Below are 17127 nucleotides of genomic sequence, written 5' to 3'. Positions count from 1 at the left end.
AGTCTGCTAAGATACCTTAAACATCTGTATATAATTACAGTGATTTGAGATTGATAGCTTGAAATCGCTATGGTTTTTACATCTTTGATAATCAATTTAGGTGAGCACAATTTGCTACGACTGGATCTTGTTCCGATCACCGACCTTAAAGGCGTTGCTAAAAAGGTTGCGGAAAAACTGGCTAAGTTAGGTATTAAAACAGTACAAGATGTACTGTTTCATTTACCGCTGCGTTATGAAGACCGTACGCAAATCCATCCTATTGCCGCATTACCTCCTGGCAGTTATGGCACCATCGAAGCAGAAATTCAGTCGACTCAAATCATGCAAGGTCGGCGGCGCATGTTAGTGTGTAATGTCCGTGATCACAGCGGAATGATGAGCCTGCGGTTTTTTAATTTCTCGATGGCGCAACGTAACGCCATGGAAAATGGTGCCAGCATTCGGGCTTACGGTGAAATACGCCGCGGCAATCATCATAAAGAGATTGTTCACCCAGAATATCAAATTATTCATCCTGGTGAATCGGTCACATTAAGCGACACGCTGACGCCTATTTACCCGACAACTGAAGGGGTAAAACAAGCCAGTTGGATAAAATTGACCGAGCAAGCCTTGGCAATGTTAGACCAAGGTGGATTACCCGAGTTACTTCCCAGTGCATTACAACCAAACAATATTAGCCTGCGTGATGCGCTGCATATTTTGCACCGTCCCCATAGCTCGGTGTCTCCTTTTGAATTAGAGCAAGGTCAACATCCTGCACAGCAAAGATTAATCCAAGAAGAACTGCTGGCTCATAATTTGAGCATGTTGCAACTGCGCCAGCGCAGTAATCAAGATGCTGCAGTGCCAATGCCTGCTACAGGACAATTGTTAAGCCCTTTTTTAGCGCAACTGCCCTTTAAGCCAACGGGAGCACAACAAAGAGTTGTCGCCGAAATCAACCAAGATCTTCAGCATCCAACCCCCATGATGCGTTTAGTTCAAGGCGACGTAGGTTCAGGTAAAACCTTGGTGGCGGCACTGGCGGCATTACAAGCAATTGAAAACGGTTACCAAGTAGCCATGATGGCCCCTACTGAATTATTGGCTGAACAGCACGCAGCTAATTTTGCTACTTGGTTTGAACCACTTGGGCTAAAAATCGGCTGGCTGGCTGGTAAACTAAAAGGCAAAGCGCGAGTTCAATCACTCGAAGATATCGCTTCTGGCGCAGCACAAATGGTCATTGGTACTCATGCGATATTTCAACAGGCGGTAGTGTTTAACAAGCTGGCATTAATCATTATTGACGAACAACATCGTTTTGGCGTTCATCAACGCTTAGGGTTACGTGAAAAAGGCGTCAGCCAAGGTTTTCATCCACACCAGCTAATCATGACGGCCACTCCGATCCCACGAACTTTAGCCATGACAGCTTATGCCGATTTAGACACCTCTGTCATTGACGAGCTTCCTCCAGGACGTACACCGGTCACAACGGTTGCGATTGCCGATACCCGTCGTGAGCAAGTTATTGAGCGAGTTAAACAAGCAGCTTTACATGATAATCGTCAAGCTTATTGGGTGTGTACGTTAATTGAAGAGTCTGAGGTGCTTGAATGCCAAGCCGCTGAAGACACAGCAGCAGAACTCACCATAGCACTACCCGAGCTCAAAATTGGCTTAATCCATGGCCGAATGAAAAGTGCTGAAAAACAGACGATTATGGCGCAATTTAAAGCGGGAGAGTTGAACTTATTAGTCGCGACTACCGTCATAGAAGTCGGTGTAGACGTACCCAATGCCAGTTTAATGATTATCGAAAACCCTGAACGATTAGGCCTAGCACAGTTGCACCAGTTAAGAGGCCGAGTAGGCCGAGGTGCTATTGCTAGCCATTGTGTATTACTTTATAAAGCGCCACTGTCACAAACCGCCACTAAACGTTTAGGTGTGCTGCGCAGCAGTAATGATGGCTTTGTAATTGCTCAAAAAGACTTAGAAATTCGAGGGCCAGGTGAAGTGCTTGGCACCAAACAAACCGGTTTGGCAGATCTTAAAATAGCTGATCTAATACGTGATCAACATTTAATTGCCCCAACCCAAAAATTGGCATCACACGTTTACCAGCAAGTGCCTCAAAACGTAGATGCTATCATTCAACGCTGGATAGGTGATAGACAGCAATATGTCCAAGCTTAAATAGATCTTAATATATTGTTCATTATCATCAGTTATCACTAGACAAGTCTGCTGAATATTGCAGAATGGTATACTAATCGTATTCGTTATCTGGTCGTGCAGCGGGAATTCAAATGGCTGTAATCAGGCGAAGGTTTGAAAGCATAGCCATTTTACGTTGAAAGGCTGCAACGCAGAGTTAAGTAATTAGAAACCCGTCCTTCGGAAGCGTTTCAAGCATTCAAGTACTGCGTTGCATTAACTTAAAAGGGAACAACCATTCCTATATTAATACGCCTTGAATTGAAAATCTTGAGACGCTCTGAACGGTTAAGATAACTGATGTGATTGATATTATGCAGTATTTTTCGACTCCACCAAGATATTTATATCGATTAGCAATAACCCCAAGGAATTGAAATGCAAGTTAATGAAGAAGACCGAATTACCCCACAAGCCGCTGAGAAACCAGGGTCTAACATGCTATTAATCGCTATCGCGGTAATCGCCCTGTTAGGCGCGAGCAGTTATTTCTATTTTACCAGTGATGACACTGAAGAATTTGAACCGGTTGTTATCACTCCAGTTGAGCTGCCAGAGTCAGTTCCAGAGACACCAATAGAACAAACGCCTATTGAAGAACCGCAAAACATTACCACCACAGATGATGTAGTACCCACAGGAGACTCTGAAACATCTACGGAAGCTGTAGTTGCAGAACCACTTCCTGCATTAGCTGAGTCTGATGATTTTGTTGAAGCAAAAACATTAGCTATAGCCAACGGTATGAAAATAGCGCCGATGATCTTGAAAAAAGATATTGCCCGTCAATTTGTGGTGTTTGTTGATAACCTAGCCCAAGGCGATATTGTGCGTAAAGCTAGCCCGTTAAAAGGCCCTGACACGCAATTTACCGTGAGTGAAATAACCAACAAAACATATCTTAATCCAGACGGTTATCATCGCTATGATTTGTATGCTAATTTTATAGCAGGCTTGAGTGAAAAAGACTTAGTGACTACTTACACTGAGTTAAAACCACTATTTGCCGAAGCCTTTACTGAACTCGGTTACAGTGATATTGATTTTGATAAGCGTATGCAACAGGCTTTTAGCATGATTGCTAGCGCGCCCATTATTGAAGACCCTATTGAGTTATCGTCAATCAGTGTTAACTATAAATATGTCGATCCAAACCTTGAAGCATTACCTAATGCTCAAAAATTGTTGATCCGTATGGGGCCAGACAACACGCGAAAAATTAAAGAAGCTGTCAAAAAATTGCAACAAAGCTTTGCGAACAAATAAGCTTTTACATCAAGCGGTAAAGCTATTTTAGTAAGCTATCTGTTATCAGCGCGACGGTTACCGTCGCGCTTTTTTATTTAATGGTCACTTTGTTGAATTAACAATCAGCTATTAGGCTTTTTCGTCCACACTGCTTCTTATCTACATTAACTTAGGTGTACAATTAGCAAGGTTAACGAATATTCATTATTACATAATTATTGTTAACACTTAGAAAAGGATAGCCAAGCCGTTATAGAGGGAATGTAGTGCATTTAGAATTTGAGCTTCTATCATGGGGCGCATGGTCGCCGGACTTTCAGACACCTGAGAGTTGGCTACAATGGCAGCAGCCTAACAGCAACCCGTCACCTAAGTCTGACTCGCCAGCATTGAAGCATATTCCTGCTATGCAACGTCGTCGCTTTAGTCGCTTAACCAAAATGATGCTTACGGCGGCATATCAATGCCAACCACAGAATAATTGCCGCAGTATTTTTTCATCTCGCCATGGAGAGCTCACGCGCACCTTGGGCTTGCTCAAAGATATCACTCAAAAACAGGCGTTATCGCCAATGGCTTTTAGCCAATCCGTGCACAATACTGCCAGTGGAATTTTTGGTATTGTTAATAACAATACCGCTTCGTCTACATCGATTGCCGCTGGAGAACAAACTCTCACTCAAGCACTCATTGAAGCCTACGCGCAATTAGCGCAATCGCCACAACCAGTATTAGTTGTTTTTGGTGATGATCCGGTTCCACCGGTATACAGTGAGTTTACTCACGAAGTCGAGCTGCCCCTGGCCTTAGGTTTGTACCTCGCGCCATTCAATAGCCGTGCCCAACAAGCTAAAAAACAGCTTGCAGACATCGTTTTACAACCTGCATCAGCTCAGCGAATAACCCTTAGCGTATCTGATCATCCGCTCGACAATCACAACCAAAACAACATCTGCTTGAGCGAATTAATTCACCATATTGCTAGTAAAAAGCATATCCAAGGTAAATTATGCCATTGGTATTGGTCGCTTGAACATCATGCCTAATCAACAACATACAGCACAAGCTGCTGACACTATTGAGCAAAAAAAAGCCTCAGCCCCAAAACTCAGCGGTTTACGTTATATACCTCGCTGGGTTGGTGGTGTGTGTTGTTATATTGCTTTTGGTTTAGGCGGCTTGTTGAGTTCATTCACTATTTTACCGCTATTACGATTTTGGCCGGGCGAGAAAACAGTGCGCGTAGCTCGGGCCCAAAAAGCCGTCAGCTGGATGTTTAAAGCATTTGTTGCCATGCTCAGTTTTGCTGGAGTGATAGCTGTGAGCACCAAAAATATTGAGGCACTACAGCAAACAAAAGGGAAAGTGGTCATCGCTAATCATCCGACATTAGTGGACGTGGTGGTATTGATTAGTCTTATGCCGAATGCGGGCTGTATTGTAAAACAAAGCTTATGGCGTAATCCGTTTATTCGCGGCGTGCTTGCCAGCGCTGGTTACATCCCTAATCGTGGCGCCGATTGGCTATTACATGACTGCCAGCAAGTGCTGCGCACCGATACTAATCTGATTATTTTCCCCGAGGGTACCCGAACATTAACCGGTAATATTGTTAACTCCTTTGCGCGTGGCGCCGCCAATATTGCCTTGCGCACTAAAACCGATATTTTACCTGTGGTGTTACGTACTGATGTTGCAGGCTTAACCAAGCAACAATCTTGGTACCAAATTCCACGGCAAACCATCAATATGTCAGTAGAAATTGGCACAAGCATGTCATACCTGCTGTATGATGCTAAACAAGGTAATGAAGCCAAAATGGCTCGACAGCTGACGCGCGACTTACAGCAATTTTACCTTGATACACTTAAACAGCCTATCAAGTCACATTGATAGCCATACTTATAAGAAAGACAAAAAATGAACTTACACAATCAAATAAAACAACTGATCATTGATTGCTTAGATCTAGAAGATGTCACTGTCGATGATATAGAAACCGATGCGGCCTTATTTGGCGAAGGTCTGGGCTTAGACTCGATCGACGCACTTGAATTAGGCTTAGCAATTAAGAAAGAGTTTGATGTCAAAATTGAAGCCAACTCTGATGCGACTAAAGCACACTTTTTCAGTGTTGCTAGCTTAGCTAGCTTTATTGAATCTCAACGTGTTTAGGAGTCAGCATGCAAAATCGTGAACAAATCCTTGAGATGCTAAGTGGCATTTTAATTGATGAATTTGAAATAGAGGCAGCAGATATCACGCTTGAAGCTTCTTTGTATGAAGATCTAGATTTAGACAGCATTGATGCGGTAGATTTGGTGATTAAATTGCAACAGCTGACCGGTAAAAAAATTCAGCCAGAAGCATTTAAAACCGTGCGCACAGTCAATGATGTCGTTGATGCCATAGAAGGCTTAATAAAAAGCTAATGCGGTTAATCCTGCATATTATTACGACCTTGGTGATTATTGCTTACCCTATTGCGGTGTACTTTGGTTTGCAGTATTTACCACCAGGCACAATCGCTTTGCTGCTGTGTTTGTTATTATTGCTACGGTTTATGGTCACTAAGCAGCAAGTAAAATCCATGACATTGCCAATACTGGTGGGCATAGGATTAACCGCGGCCAGTTTCATTACTCAACGTAACGACTGGTTACTGTTTTATCCGGTGGTGATAAATCTGAGCATGTTGGGATTATTCAGTTATTCACTGATTAATGGTCCAAGCATGATTGAGCGCTTGGCACGTTTAAAAGAGCCGGATTTACCAGACTCAGCTATACCTTACTTACAAACCATCACTAAACTTTGGTGTGGGTTATTTGTTGTTAATGGTGCTGTGGCTGCCTATACCGCCATAGCAACAAGCATTGAAATATGGACGCTTTACAACGGACTGATCGCATACCTGCTTATGGGGTTGCTGCTCAGTGGTGAATGGATTTATCGTCGCTTTTGGTTGAAAAAACATGAATAAGCTTTTACTCAATTGGTTATCAACAGGACCTGCCACGCAGCAGTTAATCAGCTTTGACCATCATGACATCATGACGGGATCGTTGTTTTGCGCGCAAGTGGCCCACTTACATGCTCAGCTGATTCAAAGTGATGCTCAGCGCTGGCTGCTTGCTGCAAAGCACAGTGACTTATTTGCCGCTGGTTTATGCGCAGCCTTGTTAGCCGGTAAACAAGTGATATTGCCTGCCAACACCCAAAGCGGCACCTTGAGTGAGCTCAACCATGAGTTTGATGCCATTATTGCCGACACGCCGTTATGTGAGGTGCGTGAGTATATCGCGCTCAAAAAAGAACTCAGTTTACCCGCAGCAACTTGGCCTAAAACCAAGTCATTAGGTGAATTAGTGTTATTCACCTCGGGCAGTAGCGGCCTGCCTAAAGCGATCAAAAAAACACTGCAACAACTGGATGCAGAAGTCAGTATTCTTGAGCAAACATTTGCCGAGCATTTGCCTCATTGTTCAGTGGTATCGACTGTTTCACATCAGCATATCTATGGTTTATTGTTTAAAATTTTGTGGCCTTTGGCCGCAAGCCGAGCATTCTTAAGTGAACAAATCGACTTTCCTGAAACCTTAAGCTATTACTTGGCCATCATGCCAAATTTGTGTTTAATCAGTAGTCCAGCTCAATTGACCCGCTTGCCTGATGCTCTAGAAAATCAAAAACAACAACGTATCCCAAGCTTAATTTTCAGCTCTGGTGGTCCGTTAAATTTTGATGCCGCCCAAGCGGTTAAACAATGCTTTAATCAGTTGCCCATTGAAATATTTGGCAGCACTGAAACCGGCGGTATTGGATATCGACGCCAACAGCAACCCATGCAACCATGGCAAGCATTTACCCAAGTGAATGTCGATATGGACCCGCAAGATGGCGCGCTGATGCTGCAGTCTGTTTATTTAGACAATCCAACTCAATGGTTAAAATGTGATGACAAAATTGAATTGTTAACAGATGGCCAGTTCCGTTTATTGCATCGCCTTGACCGCATTGTAAAAATTGAAGAAAAACGCTTATCGTTAGCGCAAGTGGAGCATTTACTGCAAACTCATCCTTTTGTCAGCGAAGCGGCCGTCACGGTTTTAGAACAACCGCGTACCATGTTAGGTGCTGCAGTCTGTTTAAGTGAATTAGGCCAGCAAACACTCAAAGCGGAAGGGAAATTAGCGGTTAATAATGCCTTAAAAAACCATTTATTGAGCCAGTTTGAGCGCATCACCCTACCACGACGCTGGCGTTACCCGGCACACTTGCCACTCAACAGCCAAGGCAAGCGTACCCAAGCAGAAATTGTCGCTTTATTTAGTCATGATTAAGTCAGAATTACCGCATATTGTTAGCCATGAAGGCGGTAACAATCTCTATCAATGGCGTTTATTTGTCAGTGCAGATTTAGCCTTTTTCGATGGCCATTTTCCTCAACAAGCCGTATTACCAGGTGTCACTCAATTAGATTGGGCGGTCAAACTTGGCTGTGAGGCGTTTGGTTATTCAGCCCAAGTGGCCACATTAGAAGTGCTTAAATTTCAGCAACTCATTTTACCCAACACCTATGTTGATTTGGTCATTGAACATCAGCCTCAAAAAGCAAAACTGATCTTTAGCTATCGGGATCAAGATAAACGGTTTGCCTCTGGCCGTATTGTGCTTAAGCCAGCAGTAGTGACTACTGCGCCGACAGTCAATGAGATCGCCTCATGAAACTAGCCTTGGTTATTCCCAATTACAATCATCATATTGCCATTGAACAAACCTTAACTGACTTGGCAAAATTCAATCTGCCTTGTTATTTGGTTGATGATGGTAGCCAAGATGAAACCCGTTATATTTTACAAGCCATGGCAGAAAAATTTAGCTGGGTAACGCTCATTAACCATCCTTTTAATCGTGGTAAAGGTGCGGCAGTAACCAGCGGCCTACGCCAAGCTTACCGCGATGGTTTTAGCCATGTATTACAGGTTGATGCTGATGGACAACATAATTTAGACGATATCCCGTTAATGATATCGACTGCAGAACAACAGCCACAGGCATTAATATCTGGCCAACCGATTTATGATGACTCGGTGCCTAAAGGGCGTTTATACGGGCGTTACATCACCCATTTTTGGGTATGGGTTGAAACCTTAAGTTTCGACATTCAAGATTCTATGTGTGGTTTTCGGGTTTATCCATTAGAGGCTACCGAACAGTTATTAAGCCAGCATGCACTGGGTGAGCGGATGGACTTTGATATTGAAATCATGGTCAAACTGCACTGGCAAGGCACTCCAGTGATTCATGTGCCGACCAAAGTCATCTACCCAGAAGACGGTATTAGCCACTTTCAAGGCTTGCAAGACAATGTACGCATTAGCTGGATGCACACTAAATTATTTTTTGCTATGTTGACTCGCTTGCCACAAATTCTGAATAAAAACACCCCCCATCAACATTGGTCATCAATGGGAGAACGTGGCAGTTATTGGGGCATAAAATTACTGGCAGAATGCTATAGATTAGGCGGCCACTGGTTGTGCCGAGCCATTATGTATCCGGTTATTGGTTATTTTTTTCTAACCGGTGCTTCTGCTCGTCACGCGTCGATGAATTTTCTTACCCGAGTGCAGCAACAAGTTCCAGATCATCCAGATTTACATCAACCCACCCATTGGCGCGACAGTCTAAATCACTTTATTGCTTTTGGTAATGCTGCTCTAGATAGAATTGATGCTTGGTGCGATCGTATCAAACTCAATCAAGTCGATTTTAACGATCGTCATATTCTGGCAAACCAAGTGGCTTCTGGTCGAGGAGCCGTGCTGATTGTGTCGCATTTAGGTAATTTAGAGTTATGCCGTGCAATTTCAATCCACCAGCAGAAAGTAAAAGTCAACGTTATGGTATTGACTCAACACGCCGAAAACTTTAACAAAGTATTACAACAGCTAAACCCACAAAGTCGCCTTAATCTTATTCATGTTAATGAACTTGATCCCAGTACTTCTATGCTGTTACAGCAAAAAATTGATATGGGCGAAATAGTGGTTATTGCAGCCGACCGCACCTCATCAAACAGCCAAGGTCGGGTGGTTTACCTCCCCTTTCTCGGTCATGAAGCGCCGTTTCCGCAAGGACCATTTATTCTTGCTAGCTTGTTAAATTGTCCGGTTTACACCATGTTTTGCATTCGCCAACAAGGCCGTTATAAAGTACATGTCGAACACTTAAGTGATAGTTTAAAAGGCCCGCGAGCAGGGCGCATTGCACGCTTAACTGATGCAATGAAATTGTACAGCCAACGCTTAGAGTACTTTGCCAAACAGGCACCATTGCAGTGGTTTAATTTTTACGATTTTTGGCATAAAGACGAATTGATTGATCGTCCGCTGTCGCGCCCCGCTAGTGCTGTCAATACGGGTACAGCACCTAATACTAGTAGTGCACCTAATACTGGTAGTGCACTTAATACAAGTGCTGCGTCAAATACAAATACTGCACCCGCTAACAGCACCACTTCACCTAGTCAGGATAACTAATTCAATGAGCAACACTTCTTCACAGTCATCAGCCGCCGAAAAAACGGTGCATTTAGGCCAAAGCTACCTGAGCCTTGAACAAGTGGTCGCAGTCGCCAAGGGCGCAACGGTCAAACTGGCGGATGCTGCAGACTATGTTGAATATATTCAAAAAGGCGCCCGTTTCATCGACAGTTTGCTGCATGAAGAAGGCGTGGTATATGGCGTCACAACAGGTTACGGCGACTCCTGCACAGTCAACGTCAGCTTAGACTTAGTCCATGAACTACCGCTACATTTAACCCGTTTTCATGGTTGTGGTTTAGGTGATGTATTTAGCCCAATGCAAGCCCGCGCGATTATGGCTTGCCGCTTAAACTCATTGGCTGTGGGTAAGTCTGGTGTCAGTTATCTGCTGCTGCAGCGCATTGAATGGCTACTCAATAATGATATTACCCCGGTAATTCCTCAAGAAGGTTCGGTTGGTGCCAGCGGCGATTTAACCCCGCTATCTTATCTTGCCGCAGTACTTGTTGGCGAACGTGAGGTGATATACCAAGGTAAACGCCAAGCGACCAAAGATGTTTATCTGAAATTCGGCATGATGCCATTAACCCTGCGCCCTAAAGAAGGCCTCGCGTTAATGAATGGCACCGCGGTGATGACAGCACTCGCCTGTTTAGCCTATGACAGATCGCAGTACTTAACTCGCTTATCAAGCCGTATTACTGCCATGGCATCGTTAACGCTTAAAGGCAACGCAAATCATTTTGATGAAATTTTGTTTGCCGCCAAACCCCACCCAGGACAAAACCAGATTGCCAGTTGGATCCGCGAAGATCTAAACCATCATGCGCATCCACGTAATTCTGACCGCTTACAAGACCGCTATTCTATACGCTGTGCACCGCACATCATTGGCGTACTGCAAGATGCTTTACCCTTTATGCGTCAGTTTATTGAAACCGAACTCAATAGCGCTAACGACAATCCGATTGTCGATGCCGAGGGTGAACATATCCTCCATGGCGGTCACTTTTATGGCGGCCACATTGCCTTTGCCATGGATGCGATGAAAAATGCGGTGGCCAATATCGCCGACTTAATTGATCGTCAAATGGCCTTAGTCATGGACCCTAAATTTAACAATGGTTTACCGGCTAATTTATCTGCCGCAGAAGGCCAACGTCGCGCCATTAACCATGGCTTTAAAGCGGTACAAATCGGTGTTTCAGCTTGGACTGCTGAAGCATTAAAAAATACCATGCCTGCCAGTGTGTTTTCACGCTCAACTGAATGCCACAATCAAGACAAAGTGAGCATGGGCACCATTGCCGCTCGCGACTGCATGCGGATATTACAACTGACTGAACAAGTCGCTGCCGCCGCATTACTGGCCATGAGCCAAGGTATTCAACTGCGGGTGATACAGAAAGAATTAGACCCTAATTCGCTAACACCTTCACTTGCCACCACACTGGCTCAAGTCAGTGAAGATTTTGAACTGCTTACCGAAGACCGTCCATTAGAAGCAGTACTACGCCAAACAGTAGACAAAATTCAACTGGGTCTGTGGGAGGTGTGCTAAATGAAAGGTTTATTACTCACAGAAATGGAAATGGTGATCCCGTTTCACGATGTCGACTCGATGGGCATTACTTGGCACGGTAATTACTTACGCTATTTTGAGGTTGTGCGTTGTCAATTACTGGATAAACTCGGTTATAACTATCGCACTATGCAAGAGTCCGGTTATGCATGGCCCATTGTCGATGTGCAAGTAAAGTATGTTAAAAGCAGCACCTTTGACCAAAAAATCAAGGTTATCGCCACCATTGTTGAATGGGAAAACCGCTTACGTATTAACTATCAAATTGTTGATGCCGACACCAACGCGCGCATCACCAAGGGCTATACCATTCAAGCCGCGGTTGAGATTGCTACCCAAGAATTATGCTTTGTTACTCCTGAAGTGTTTCAGCAAAAAATTCGCCCATTACTCGATGCGAGCAAAGTGTAATGAGTGCCCGCAGCAGAGTAATTGTTAGACTTTTTACTAGCCTATTTATTAGCGTATTGGCGCGAGTAAGCAGCATCATTCTGCTGTGTTGCCTGTGTATAGCAGCCACCTCGGCTAGCGAACATCCACCAGCAAGCAATAATCAAACACTTACTCCAGAGCTGACACAGCCAAAGCCTCAAGCTCTGACCAAAGATCAATTAGCAGATATTCAGACTCTGTATACTCAACCAGCCAGCACTGAGGCCCTCAGCGCGCTAGCGCAACGACTGAATCTACAACTTGATACTCGTGGTCAGTTTGTTCAATTACGCCATTTACAGGTGCTTAAAAAGCCCTTACTCAGCCAAGGACAGTTTATATTTAGTCCAACGCAAGGATTGGTATGGCAGCAGCAACGTCCGTTCAACACCTTGATGGTGCTTAAAGATCAGCAGTTGATCCAACAAAACAGCCAAGGCAAAATTCAACACTTTAGTTCTGGGGCTAATGGCAACCCGATTGCACAGCAATTACCGCGTTTATTACAAGCCATTATGGCGGGCGACATTGCTGCTTTAAGTGCCGATTTCAACTTATTTATGCCAGCAACTCAGTTAGCAACTCAGCCCGAAAATAGGTCATGGCAACTGGGCTTAAAAGCTAAAGACCCACAAGTGCAATCGTCTATGGGTAACATTACCCTCAGCGGCGACACGCTTATACGTTCACTAATGATGACAAGTAACCAAGCGGATGTTCGCGACTATACTCAAATTCAATTTACCCTGACCCAACAAGGGCCGCTGAGTGAAACTGAGCTGGCGTTTTTTAGTCTTGGAAATGAGTCCGCTAAATAATGCAGCCAATATCGCTAGCCGCTTTGTTATCTCCTATTGGGCGTTTTGTCTTATGGGTATTATTGCTACTGACAATGTTAGTCACTGGCTTAATACAATGGCAACAGGGCGCGCATATTCAAACTGATATTTTGGCGATGTTGCCGCATTTACAACAAGACAAACTCACTGAAACAGCATTAAACAGAGTTGAACAGCAACTCGCTAACCAAGTGTATATTGCAATAAAAGCCGATGACGACAACCAAGCTATCAATGCCGCACAGCAACTGATGGATGCACTAGATAAACAGCCACAACAGCCCTTTATTCACATTCGTAGCGGCGCGGATGATCATCTGCAAGACTTGGCTAAAGTGTATTTCGAACATCGCTTTACCCTACTCACTACCGAGCAAGCTAAAGCGATTGAAACAGATAATTGGCGCCAACTGCTTAACGCGGCCCAAAATCAACTTTATAGCGCATTTGGTTTTGCCAACAGCCAGCTGCTCAGCAATGATCCGTTACTGATGTTTCCAGCCAACTTACTGGCGTTATCACCTAATAGTGCGCTGCGTAGCCAACAAGGCATTTTACTCACCGATACTACCGATGGTGTGGCTGCGATTGTCATGGCCAAAGGGCGCGACAGTGCGTTTAGCCCGACCGCTCAGCAACAGCAAATTCAAGCATTAGATGCTGCATTTAGCCAAGTGACTCTGCATGTCCCTGATGTCAGTTTTCTTAAGGCTGGTGCGCTTTTTCATGCGATTGCCGCCACTGAATCTGCCAAACAAGAAATCAGCCGAATTGGCTTAATTTCCATGTTAGGGATCATCTTATTAGTCTGGTTAGCCTTTCGGTCGATTATGCCGTTATTTGCCGCACTACTGACGTTAACCACTGGGGTGGTGTTTGCGTTTGTCGCCACCTTAAGTATTTTCGGTGAGTTGCACTTACTGACACTAGTGTTTGGCACCAGCTTAATTGGTGTCGCCATTGATTACAGCTTTCACTTTTATTGTGAAAAACAAGCTCACCCTAATAACAACGCCAGTGACACCTTAAAGCAGATTTTTCCGGCGCTCACTCTCGCCCTTGCAACCAGTGCCAGTGCCTTTATCGTCATTGGCTTTACGCCATTCCCGGGGATGCAACAAGTGGCCGTCTTTTGTGCTGCTGGGTTAATTGGTGCATACCTAACGTTGTTATTGGTGTTTCCATTACTGGGTAACCATGCGCTTAAACCAACGCCAGGATTAACCCTCGCCCAAGGTTATTTGGCGCTATTACAACGTATTTTCACCCCTATTCAATTGTGGCAAAAAATAGCTATAGCGACTTTGCTCATTGGTTTGGCGACAATATTGTTTTTCGGTTTGTCACAAACGGATTCTAACGATGATATTCGTCAGCTGCAGCAAAGCCCTGCAGCCATCACCACCGAAGAGAACCAACTACGGCAACTGCTCAGCGGCGGCACCGACAATCAATTTATTTTAGTCAGCGGTCCCAGTGAACAAGCTTTATTACAAACGTTAGAGCAACTGGTACCAGTACTGGATAAAGCCATAACTGATGCTGAGTTAGACCAAGCAATCAGTCTCAGCCGCTTTATGCCCAGCATTGCCAAACAACAACAACACTATCAGTTACAGCAACAGCTTTATGGGCAACATTTAGACGAAATCATCAGTGAAATGGGTCTCGATGACAATATAAGCACCAGTCTAATGGCACAACTTAATCAAGCCGAATCACAATGGTTAACCCCAACCATGGTAATAGCCCAAGCCAATGATGATTTACAAACCTTATGGCTTGGCGCAATCACAACAACAGACAAACCCCTGCAATTTGGTGCCATAGTATTACTCGGTGGCATCCACTCATTAGCCTCTCTTGAACAACGATTGACTGAGCATAAATGGCCTTTAGGGCAAGTTCGGTTAATCGATAAGGTCGGTGATATATCCCATTTAATGGGCAAGTATCGCCAACTAACATTACAGCTATTGATGTGGGTATTTGCTTTAGCCAGCCTACTGTTTAGCATTAAATACGGTATTAAGTTGGCATTCGCTATCGTCGCTGTCCCCGCTTTATCAGTACTGCTCACGCTAGCTTGTTTAGGGCTTGTCGGCTCGAGCATTAGCTTGTTTCACGCCTTAGCGCTTATTTTAGTCTTAGGCATTGGTATCGATTACAGCCTATTTTTTGCCGAAGCCAAGCACACCAGTCGCGGAGTGATGATGGCAATCTTTATGTCAGCCTGTTCAACACTGTTGGCTTTTGGTTTACTGGCGCTGAGTCAAACCCATGCTATTCACTTTTTCGGTTTAACGCTTCTTTTTGGGATCAGTTTTTCATTTTTACTGGCACCGTTTATTTCATTTATTACTAGGAAAACTGTAAATGCCATCTAGTCATTCACATACAGTCAGCAACATGGACGTTGACGTTGCCATCATTGGTGCAGGCCCTTCTGGTGCCATTGCCGCAAGCCTATTACGCCAACAAGGGCATCAGGTTGTTGTTATTGAAAAACAGCATTTTCCACGTTTTTCGATTGGCGAAAGTTTACTGCCTTGTTGTATGCAGTTTCTCGAACAAGCAGGCATGCTTGACGCCGTTAATCAGGCTGGATTTCAATTTAAAAATGGCGCAGCATTTCAACACCAAGGACGCTACACCACCTTCGACTTTACCGATAAATTTACCCCAGGCCCTGGGACTACGTTTCAAGTTCAACGGGCGGATTTTGATAAACTTCTAGCCGACACGGCTATCAGCCAAGGGGTTGAGATCCATTTTGGTCATCAAGTTGATGCGATTGATTTGACTCATAATCCTCGCTTAACGGTAACGAATGACCGAGGTGCACAATATCAAGTGAATGCTAAATTTGTGCTCGATGCTAGTGGTTTTGGCCGAGTATTACCGCGATTACTGAATTTAGAACAACCATCAAATTTAGCGCCACGCAGCGCCATTTTCACCCATATTGAAGACAACATTAGCGATCCCCATTTTGATCGTAATAAGATCTTAATCAGTGTTCATCCTCAACATAAGGATATCTGGTACTGGTTAATCCCTTTTAGCAATAACCGTTGCTCAATTGGCGTGGTGGCTGAGCCACATTTACTCGAGCATTTATCCGGAAGCCTTGAACAACAATTGTTAGCGGTGATTAATGAAGAGCCAGAGCTACAGCAGTTACTGAGTAATGCCAATATTGTTCAGCCTTGTGCCACGCTCAAAGGTTATTCGGCTAATGTCACCACCTTAGCAACCAATAAGTTTGCTTTACTGGGTAATGCTGGCGAGTTCCTTGACCCGGTATTTTCATCTGGGGTGACAATTGCCATGCAGTCAGCATCAATGGCTGTCGCCAGTTTGAATAAGCAACTTAATGGCCAAACAGTTGATTGGGATAGCGAATACTCTGCGCCATTAATGCAAGGAGTTAACACCTTTAGAACCTATGTCCAAGCTTGGTATGACGGGCGCTTTCAAGATGTCATTTTCTATCAACAAGCTGACAACAAGATTAAACAAATGATCTGCTCAATTTTAGCAGGTTACGCTTGGGACATGAGCAACCCGTTTGTAAAAGAGTCCGAACGACGCCTCAATACCATTGTTGAATTATGTCAGGAGCCAAAGCCCAATGTTGCTTAATCTGCTGGGGCGTTCTGCGGGGATAATATTGCTTCGCGTGGTGGCGCTATTACTGCTAAGCCTATTAAGTGCTTGCAGCCAACAAATCGAGCGGCAAACTTGTGTCCCACTCGCCAGTGAAGCACAATATTGCCTAAGCTCAGCCTCTGCGCTGTTAACAACGTCACCGCAGCAAGATATCAGCTTAAGCCAAATGGTCAGCTTTACCCATGGGCAAGAAAATCATGAGTTATTAACCCAGCTGGAGCTTAATTCACTACAGATGACGTTAGTGGGATTAGCGCCACTTGGGCAAGCATTATTCACGTTAGTATACGATGGCCAAACCCTGCAAAGTCAGCAAAGTCTGTTATTAGGTGAGCAATTTAAAGCAGAGTATTTAATGGCAATAATGCAGTTAATTTACTGGCCAACGGAGCAAGTTAATCAACATTTAACCGGCGGTGAATTAGTCACTATGGCATGTGATATGCCGTTATGTAAGCAACTTATCGATGCCAGTGGTGCCTTAATCACGATAACGTATAGCGATATCGACCCGTGGTTAGCGCAAGTGAATGTAGACATCGACGCCGCCGATATTCATATGCAAATAAACCCAATTGACTAACTAATTAACTAA

Annotated in this window: 16 protein-coding genes; all 16 read left to right on the top strand. The window is 44.2% G+C overall.

The genetic code is table 11. The annotated features are described in order from the left end of the window. Positions 1–111 precede the first annotated feature (111 nt). On the top strand, positions 112–2187 hold the full coding sequence (gene recG / locus AAEY94_RS04280) for an ATP-dependent DNA helicase RecG (protein ID WP_350977486.1): 2076 nt from the start codon (positions 112–114) through the stop codon (positions 2185–2187). Between the two features lie 399 nt (positions 2188–2586). Further along, positions 2587–3474 (top strand): DUF3014 domain-containing protein, encoded by an 888-nt coding sequence (locus AAEY94_RS04275; RefSeq protein ID WP_350977483.1) that lies wholly within the window; start codon positions 2587–2589, stop codon positions 3472–3474. A 248-nt stretch (positions 3475–3722) separates the two neighbouring features. Beyond that, positions 3723–4502, top strand: coding sequence for a beta-ketoacyl synthase chain length factor (locus AAEY94_RS04270; RefSeq protein ID WP_101084967.1), 780 nt, complete (start codon positions 3723–3725; stop codon positions 4500–4502). After that, positions 4495–5349: a lysophospholipid acyltransferase family protein gene (locus tag AAEY94_RS04265; RefSeq protein WP_350977480.1), complete on the top strand. Its 855-nt coding sequence runs from the start codon at positions 4495–4497 to the stop codon at positions 5347–5349. Before AAEY94_RS04270 ends, AAEY94_RS04265 begins: the two co-directional genes overlap by 8 nt. Positions 5350–5376: 27 nt before the next feature. Beyond that, entirely contained in the window at positions 5377–5631 is a 255-nt protein-coding gene (locus AAEY94_RS04260) for a phosphopantetheine-binding protein (protein WP_101084965.1), read from the top strand. An 8-nt stretch (positions 5632–5639) separates the two neighbouring features. After that, a complete protein-coding gene (locus AAEY94_RS04255) occupies positions 5640–5888 on the top strand; it encodes an acyl carrier protein (protein WP_101084964.1) in 249 nt (82 codons plus the stop codon). After that, entirely contained in the window at positions 5888–6439 is a 552-nt protein-coding gene (locus AAEY94_RS04250; RefSeq protein WP_350977476.1) for a COG4648 family protein, read from the top strand. The genes AAEY94_RS04255 and AAEY94_RS04250 overlap by 1 nt, the downstream gene beginning before the upstream one ends. Continuing rightward, the gene (locus AAEY94_RS04245) at positions 6432–7799 is read left to right on the top strand and encodes an AMP-binding protein (protein WP_101084962.1); all 1368 of its coding nucleotides are present in this window, start codon (positions 6432–6434) and stop codon (positions 7797–7799) included. Before AAEY94_RS04250 ends, AAEY94_RS04245 begins: the two co-directional genes overlap by 8 nt. After that, the gene (locus tag AAEY94_RS04240; RefSeq protein WP_101084961.1) at positions 7792–8184 is read left to right on the top strand and encodes an ApeI family dehydratase; all 393 of its coding nucleotides are present in this window, start codon (positions 7792–7794) and stop codon (positions 8182–8184) included. The genes AAEY94_RS04245 and AAEY94_RS04240 overlap by 8 nt, the downstream gene beginning before the upstream one ends. After that, positions 8181–10001, top strand: coding sequence for a glycosyltransferase family 2 protein (locus tag AAEY94_RS04235; protein WP_350977472.1), 1821 nt, complete (start codon positions 8181–8183; stop codon positions 9999–10001). The genes AAEY94_RS04240 and AAEY94_RS04235 overlap by 4 nt, the downstream gene beginning before the upstream one ends. A 4-nt stretch (positions 10002–10005) precedes the next feature. Continuing rightward, on the top strand, positions 10006–11568 hold the full coding sequence (locus AAEY94_RS04230; protein WP_350977469.1) for an HAL/PAL/TAL family ammonia-lyase: 1563 nt from the start codon (positions 10006–10008) through the stop codon (positions 11566–11568). Next, a complete protein-coding gene (locus tag AAEY94_RS04225; RefSeq protein WP_350977467.1) occupies positions 11569–12000 on the top strand; it encodes an acyl-CoA thioesterase in 432 nt (143 codons plus the stop codon). It begins immediately after the preceding gene. Then, the gene (locus AAEY94_RS04220; RefSeq protein ID WP_350977465.1) at positions 12000–12839 is read left to right on the top strand and encodes an outer membrane lipoprotein carrier protein LolA; all 840 of its coding nucleotides are present in this window, start codon (positions 12000–12002) and stop codon (positions 12837–12839) included. Before AAEY94_RS04225 ends, AAEY94_RS04220 begins: the two co-directional genes overlap by 1 nt. Next, on the top strand, positions 12839–15247 hold the full coding sequence (locus AAEY94_RS04215) for an MMPL family transporter (RefSeq protein ID WP_350977462.1): 2409 nt from the start codon (positions 12839–12841) through the stop codon (positions 15245–15247). The genes AAEY94_RS04220 and AAEY94_RS04215 overlap by 1 nt, the downstream gene beginning before the upstream one ends. Then, positions 15237–16505: an NAD(P)/FAD-dependent oxidoreductase gene (locus AAEY94_RS04210; protein ID WP_350977460.1), complete on the top strand. Its 1269-nt coding sequence runs from the start codon at positions 15237–15239 to the stop codon at positions 16503–16505. Before AAEY94_RS04215 ends, AAEY94_RS04210 begins: the two co-directional genes overlap by 11 nt. Further along, entirely contained in the window at positions 16495–17115 is a 621-nt protein-coding gene (locus tag AAEY94_RS04205) for a DUF3261 domain-containing protein (protein ID WP_101084954.1), read from the top strand. The genes AAEY94_RS04210 and AAEY94_RS04205 overlap by 11 nt, the downstream gene beginning before the upstream one ends. Positions 17116–17127: the final 12 nt, after the last annotated feature.

It is taken from the genome of Shewanella sp. AC34-MNA-CIBAN-0136 (assembly GCF_040309945.1).
In the GTDB taxonomy this organism is placed as follows: domain Bacteria; phylum Pseudomonadota; class Gammaproteobacteria; order Enterobacterales; family Shewanellaceae; genus Shewanella.
The sequence above is the reverse complement of the archived record's forward strand: the minus strand, read 5'-3'. Positions and strand labels throughout refer to the sequence as shown.

Bases quoted from the DNA above. Each gene is read 5' to 3' on its own strand.
- AAEY94_RS04275 (WP_350977483.1), top strand. From the start codon at position 2,587: ATGCAAGTTAATGAAGAAGACCGAATTACCCCACAAGCCGCTGAGAAA.
- AAEY94_RS04265 (WP_350977480.1), top strand. From the start codon at position 4,495: ATGCCTAATCAACAACATACAGCACAAGCTGCTGACACTATTGAGCAA.
- AAEY94_RS04260 (WP_101084965.1), top strand. From the start codon at position 5,377: ATGAACTTACACAATCAAATAAAACAACTGATCATTGATTGCTTAGAT.
- AAEY94_RS04255 (WP_101084964.1), top strand. From the start codon at position 5,640: ATGCAAAATCGTGAACAAATCCTTGAGATGCTAAGTGGCATTTTAATT.
- AAEY94_RS04250 (WP_350977476.1), top strand. From the start codon at position 5,888: ATGCGGTTAATCCTGCATATTATTACGACCTTGGTGATTATTGCTTAC.
- AAEY94_RS04245 (WP_101084962.1), top strand. From the start codon at position 6,432: ATGAATAAGCTTTTACTCAATTGGTTATCAACAGGACCTGCCACGCAG.
- AAEY94_RS04240 (WP_101084961.1), top strand. From the start codon at position 7,792: ATGATTAAGTCAGAATTACCGCATATTGTTAGCCATGAAGGCGGTAAC.
- AAEY94_RS04235 (WP_350977472.1), top strand. From the start codon at position 8,181: ATGAAACTAGCCTTGGTTATTCCCAATTACAATCATCATATTGCCATT.
- AAEY94_RS04230 (WP_350977469.1), top strand. From the start codon at position 10,006: ATGAGCAACACTTCTTCACAGTCATCAGCCGCCGAAAAAACGGTGCAT.
- AAEY94_RS04225 (WP_350977467.1), top strand. From the start codon at position 11,569: ATGAAAGGTTTATTACTCACAGAAATGGAAATGGTGATCCCGTTTCAC.
- AAEY94_RS04220 (WP_350977465.1), top strand. From the start codon at position 12,000: ATGAGTGCCCGCAGCAGAGTAATTGTTAGACTTTTTACTAGCCTATTT.
- AAEY94_RS04215 (WP_350977462.1), top strand. From the start codon at position 12,839: ATGCAGCCAATATCGCTAGCCGCTTTGTTATCTCCTATTGGGCGTTTT.
- AAEY94_RS04210 (WP_350977460.1), top strand. From the start codon at position 15,237: ATGCCATCTAGTCATTCACATACAGTCAGCAACATGGACGTTGACGTT.
- AAEY94_RS04205 (WP_101084954.1), top strand. From the start codon at position 16,495: ATGTTGCTTAATCTGCTGGGGCGTTCTGCGGGGATAATATTGCTTCGC.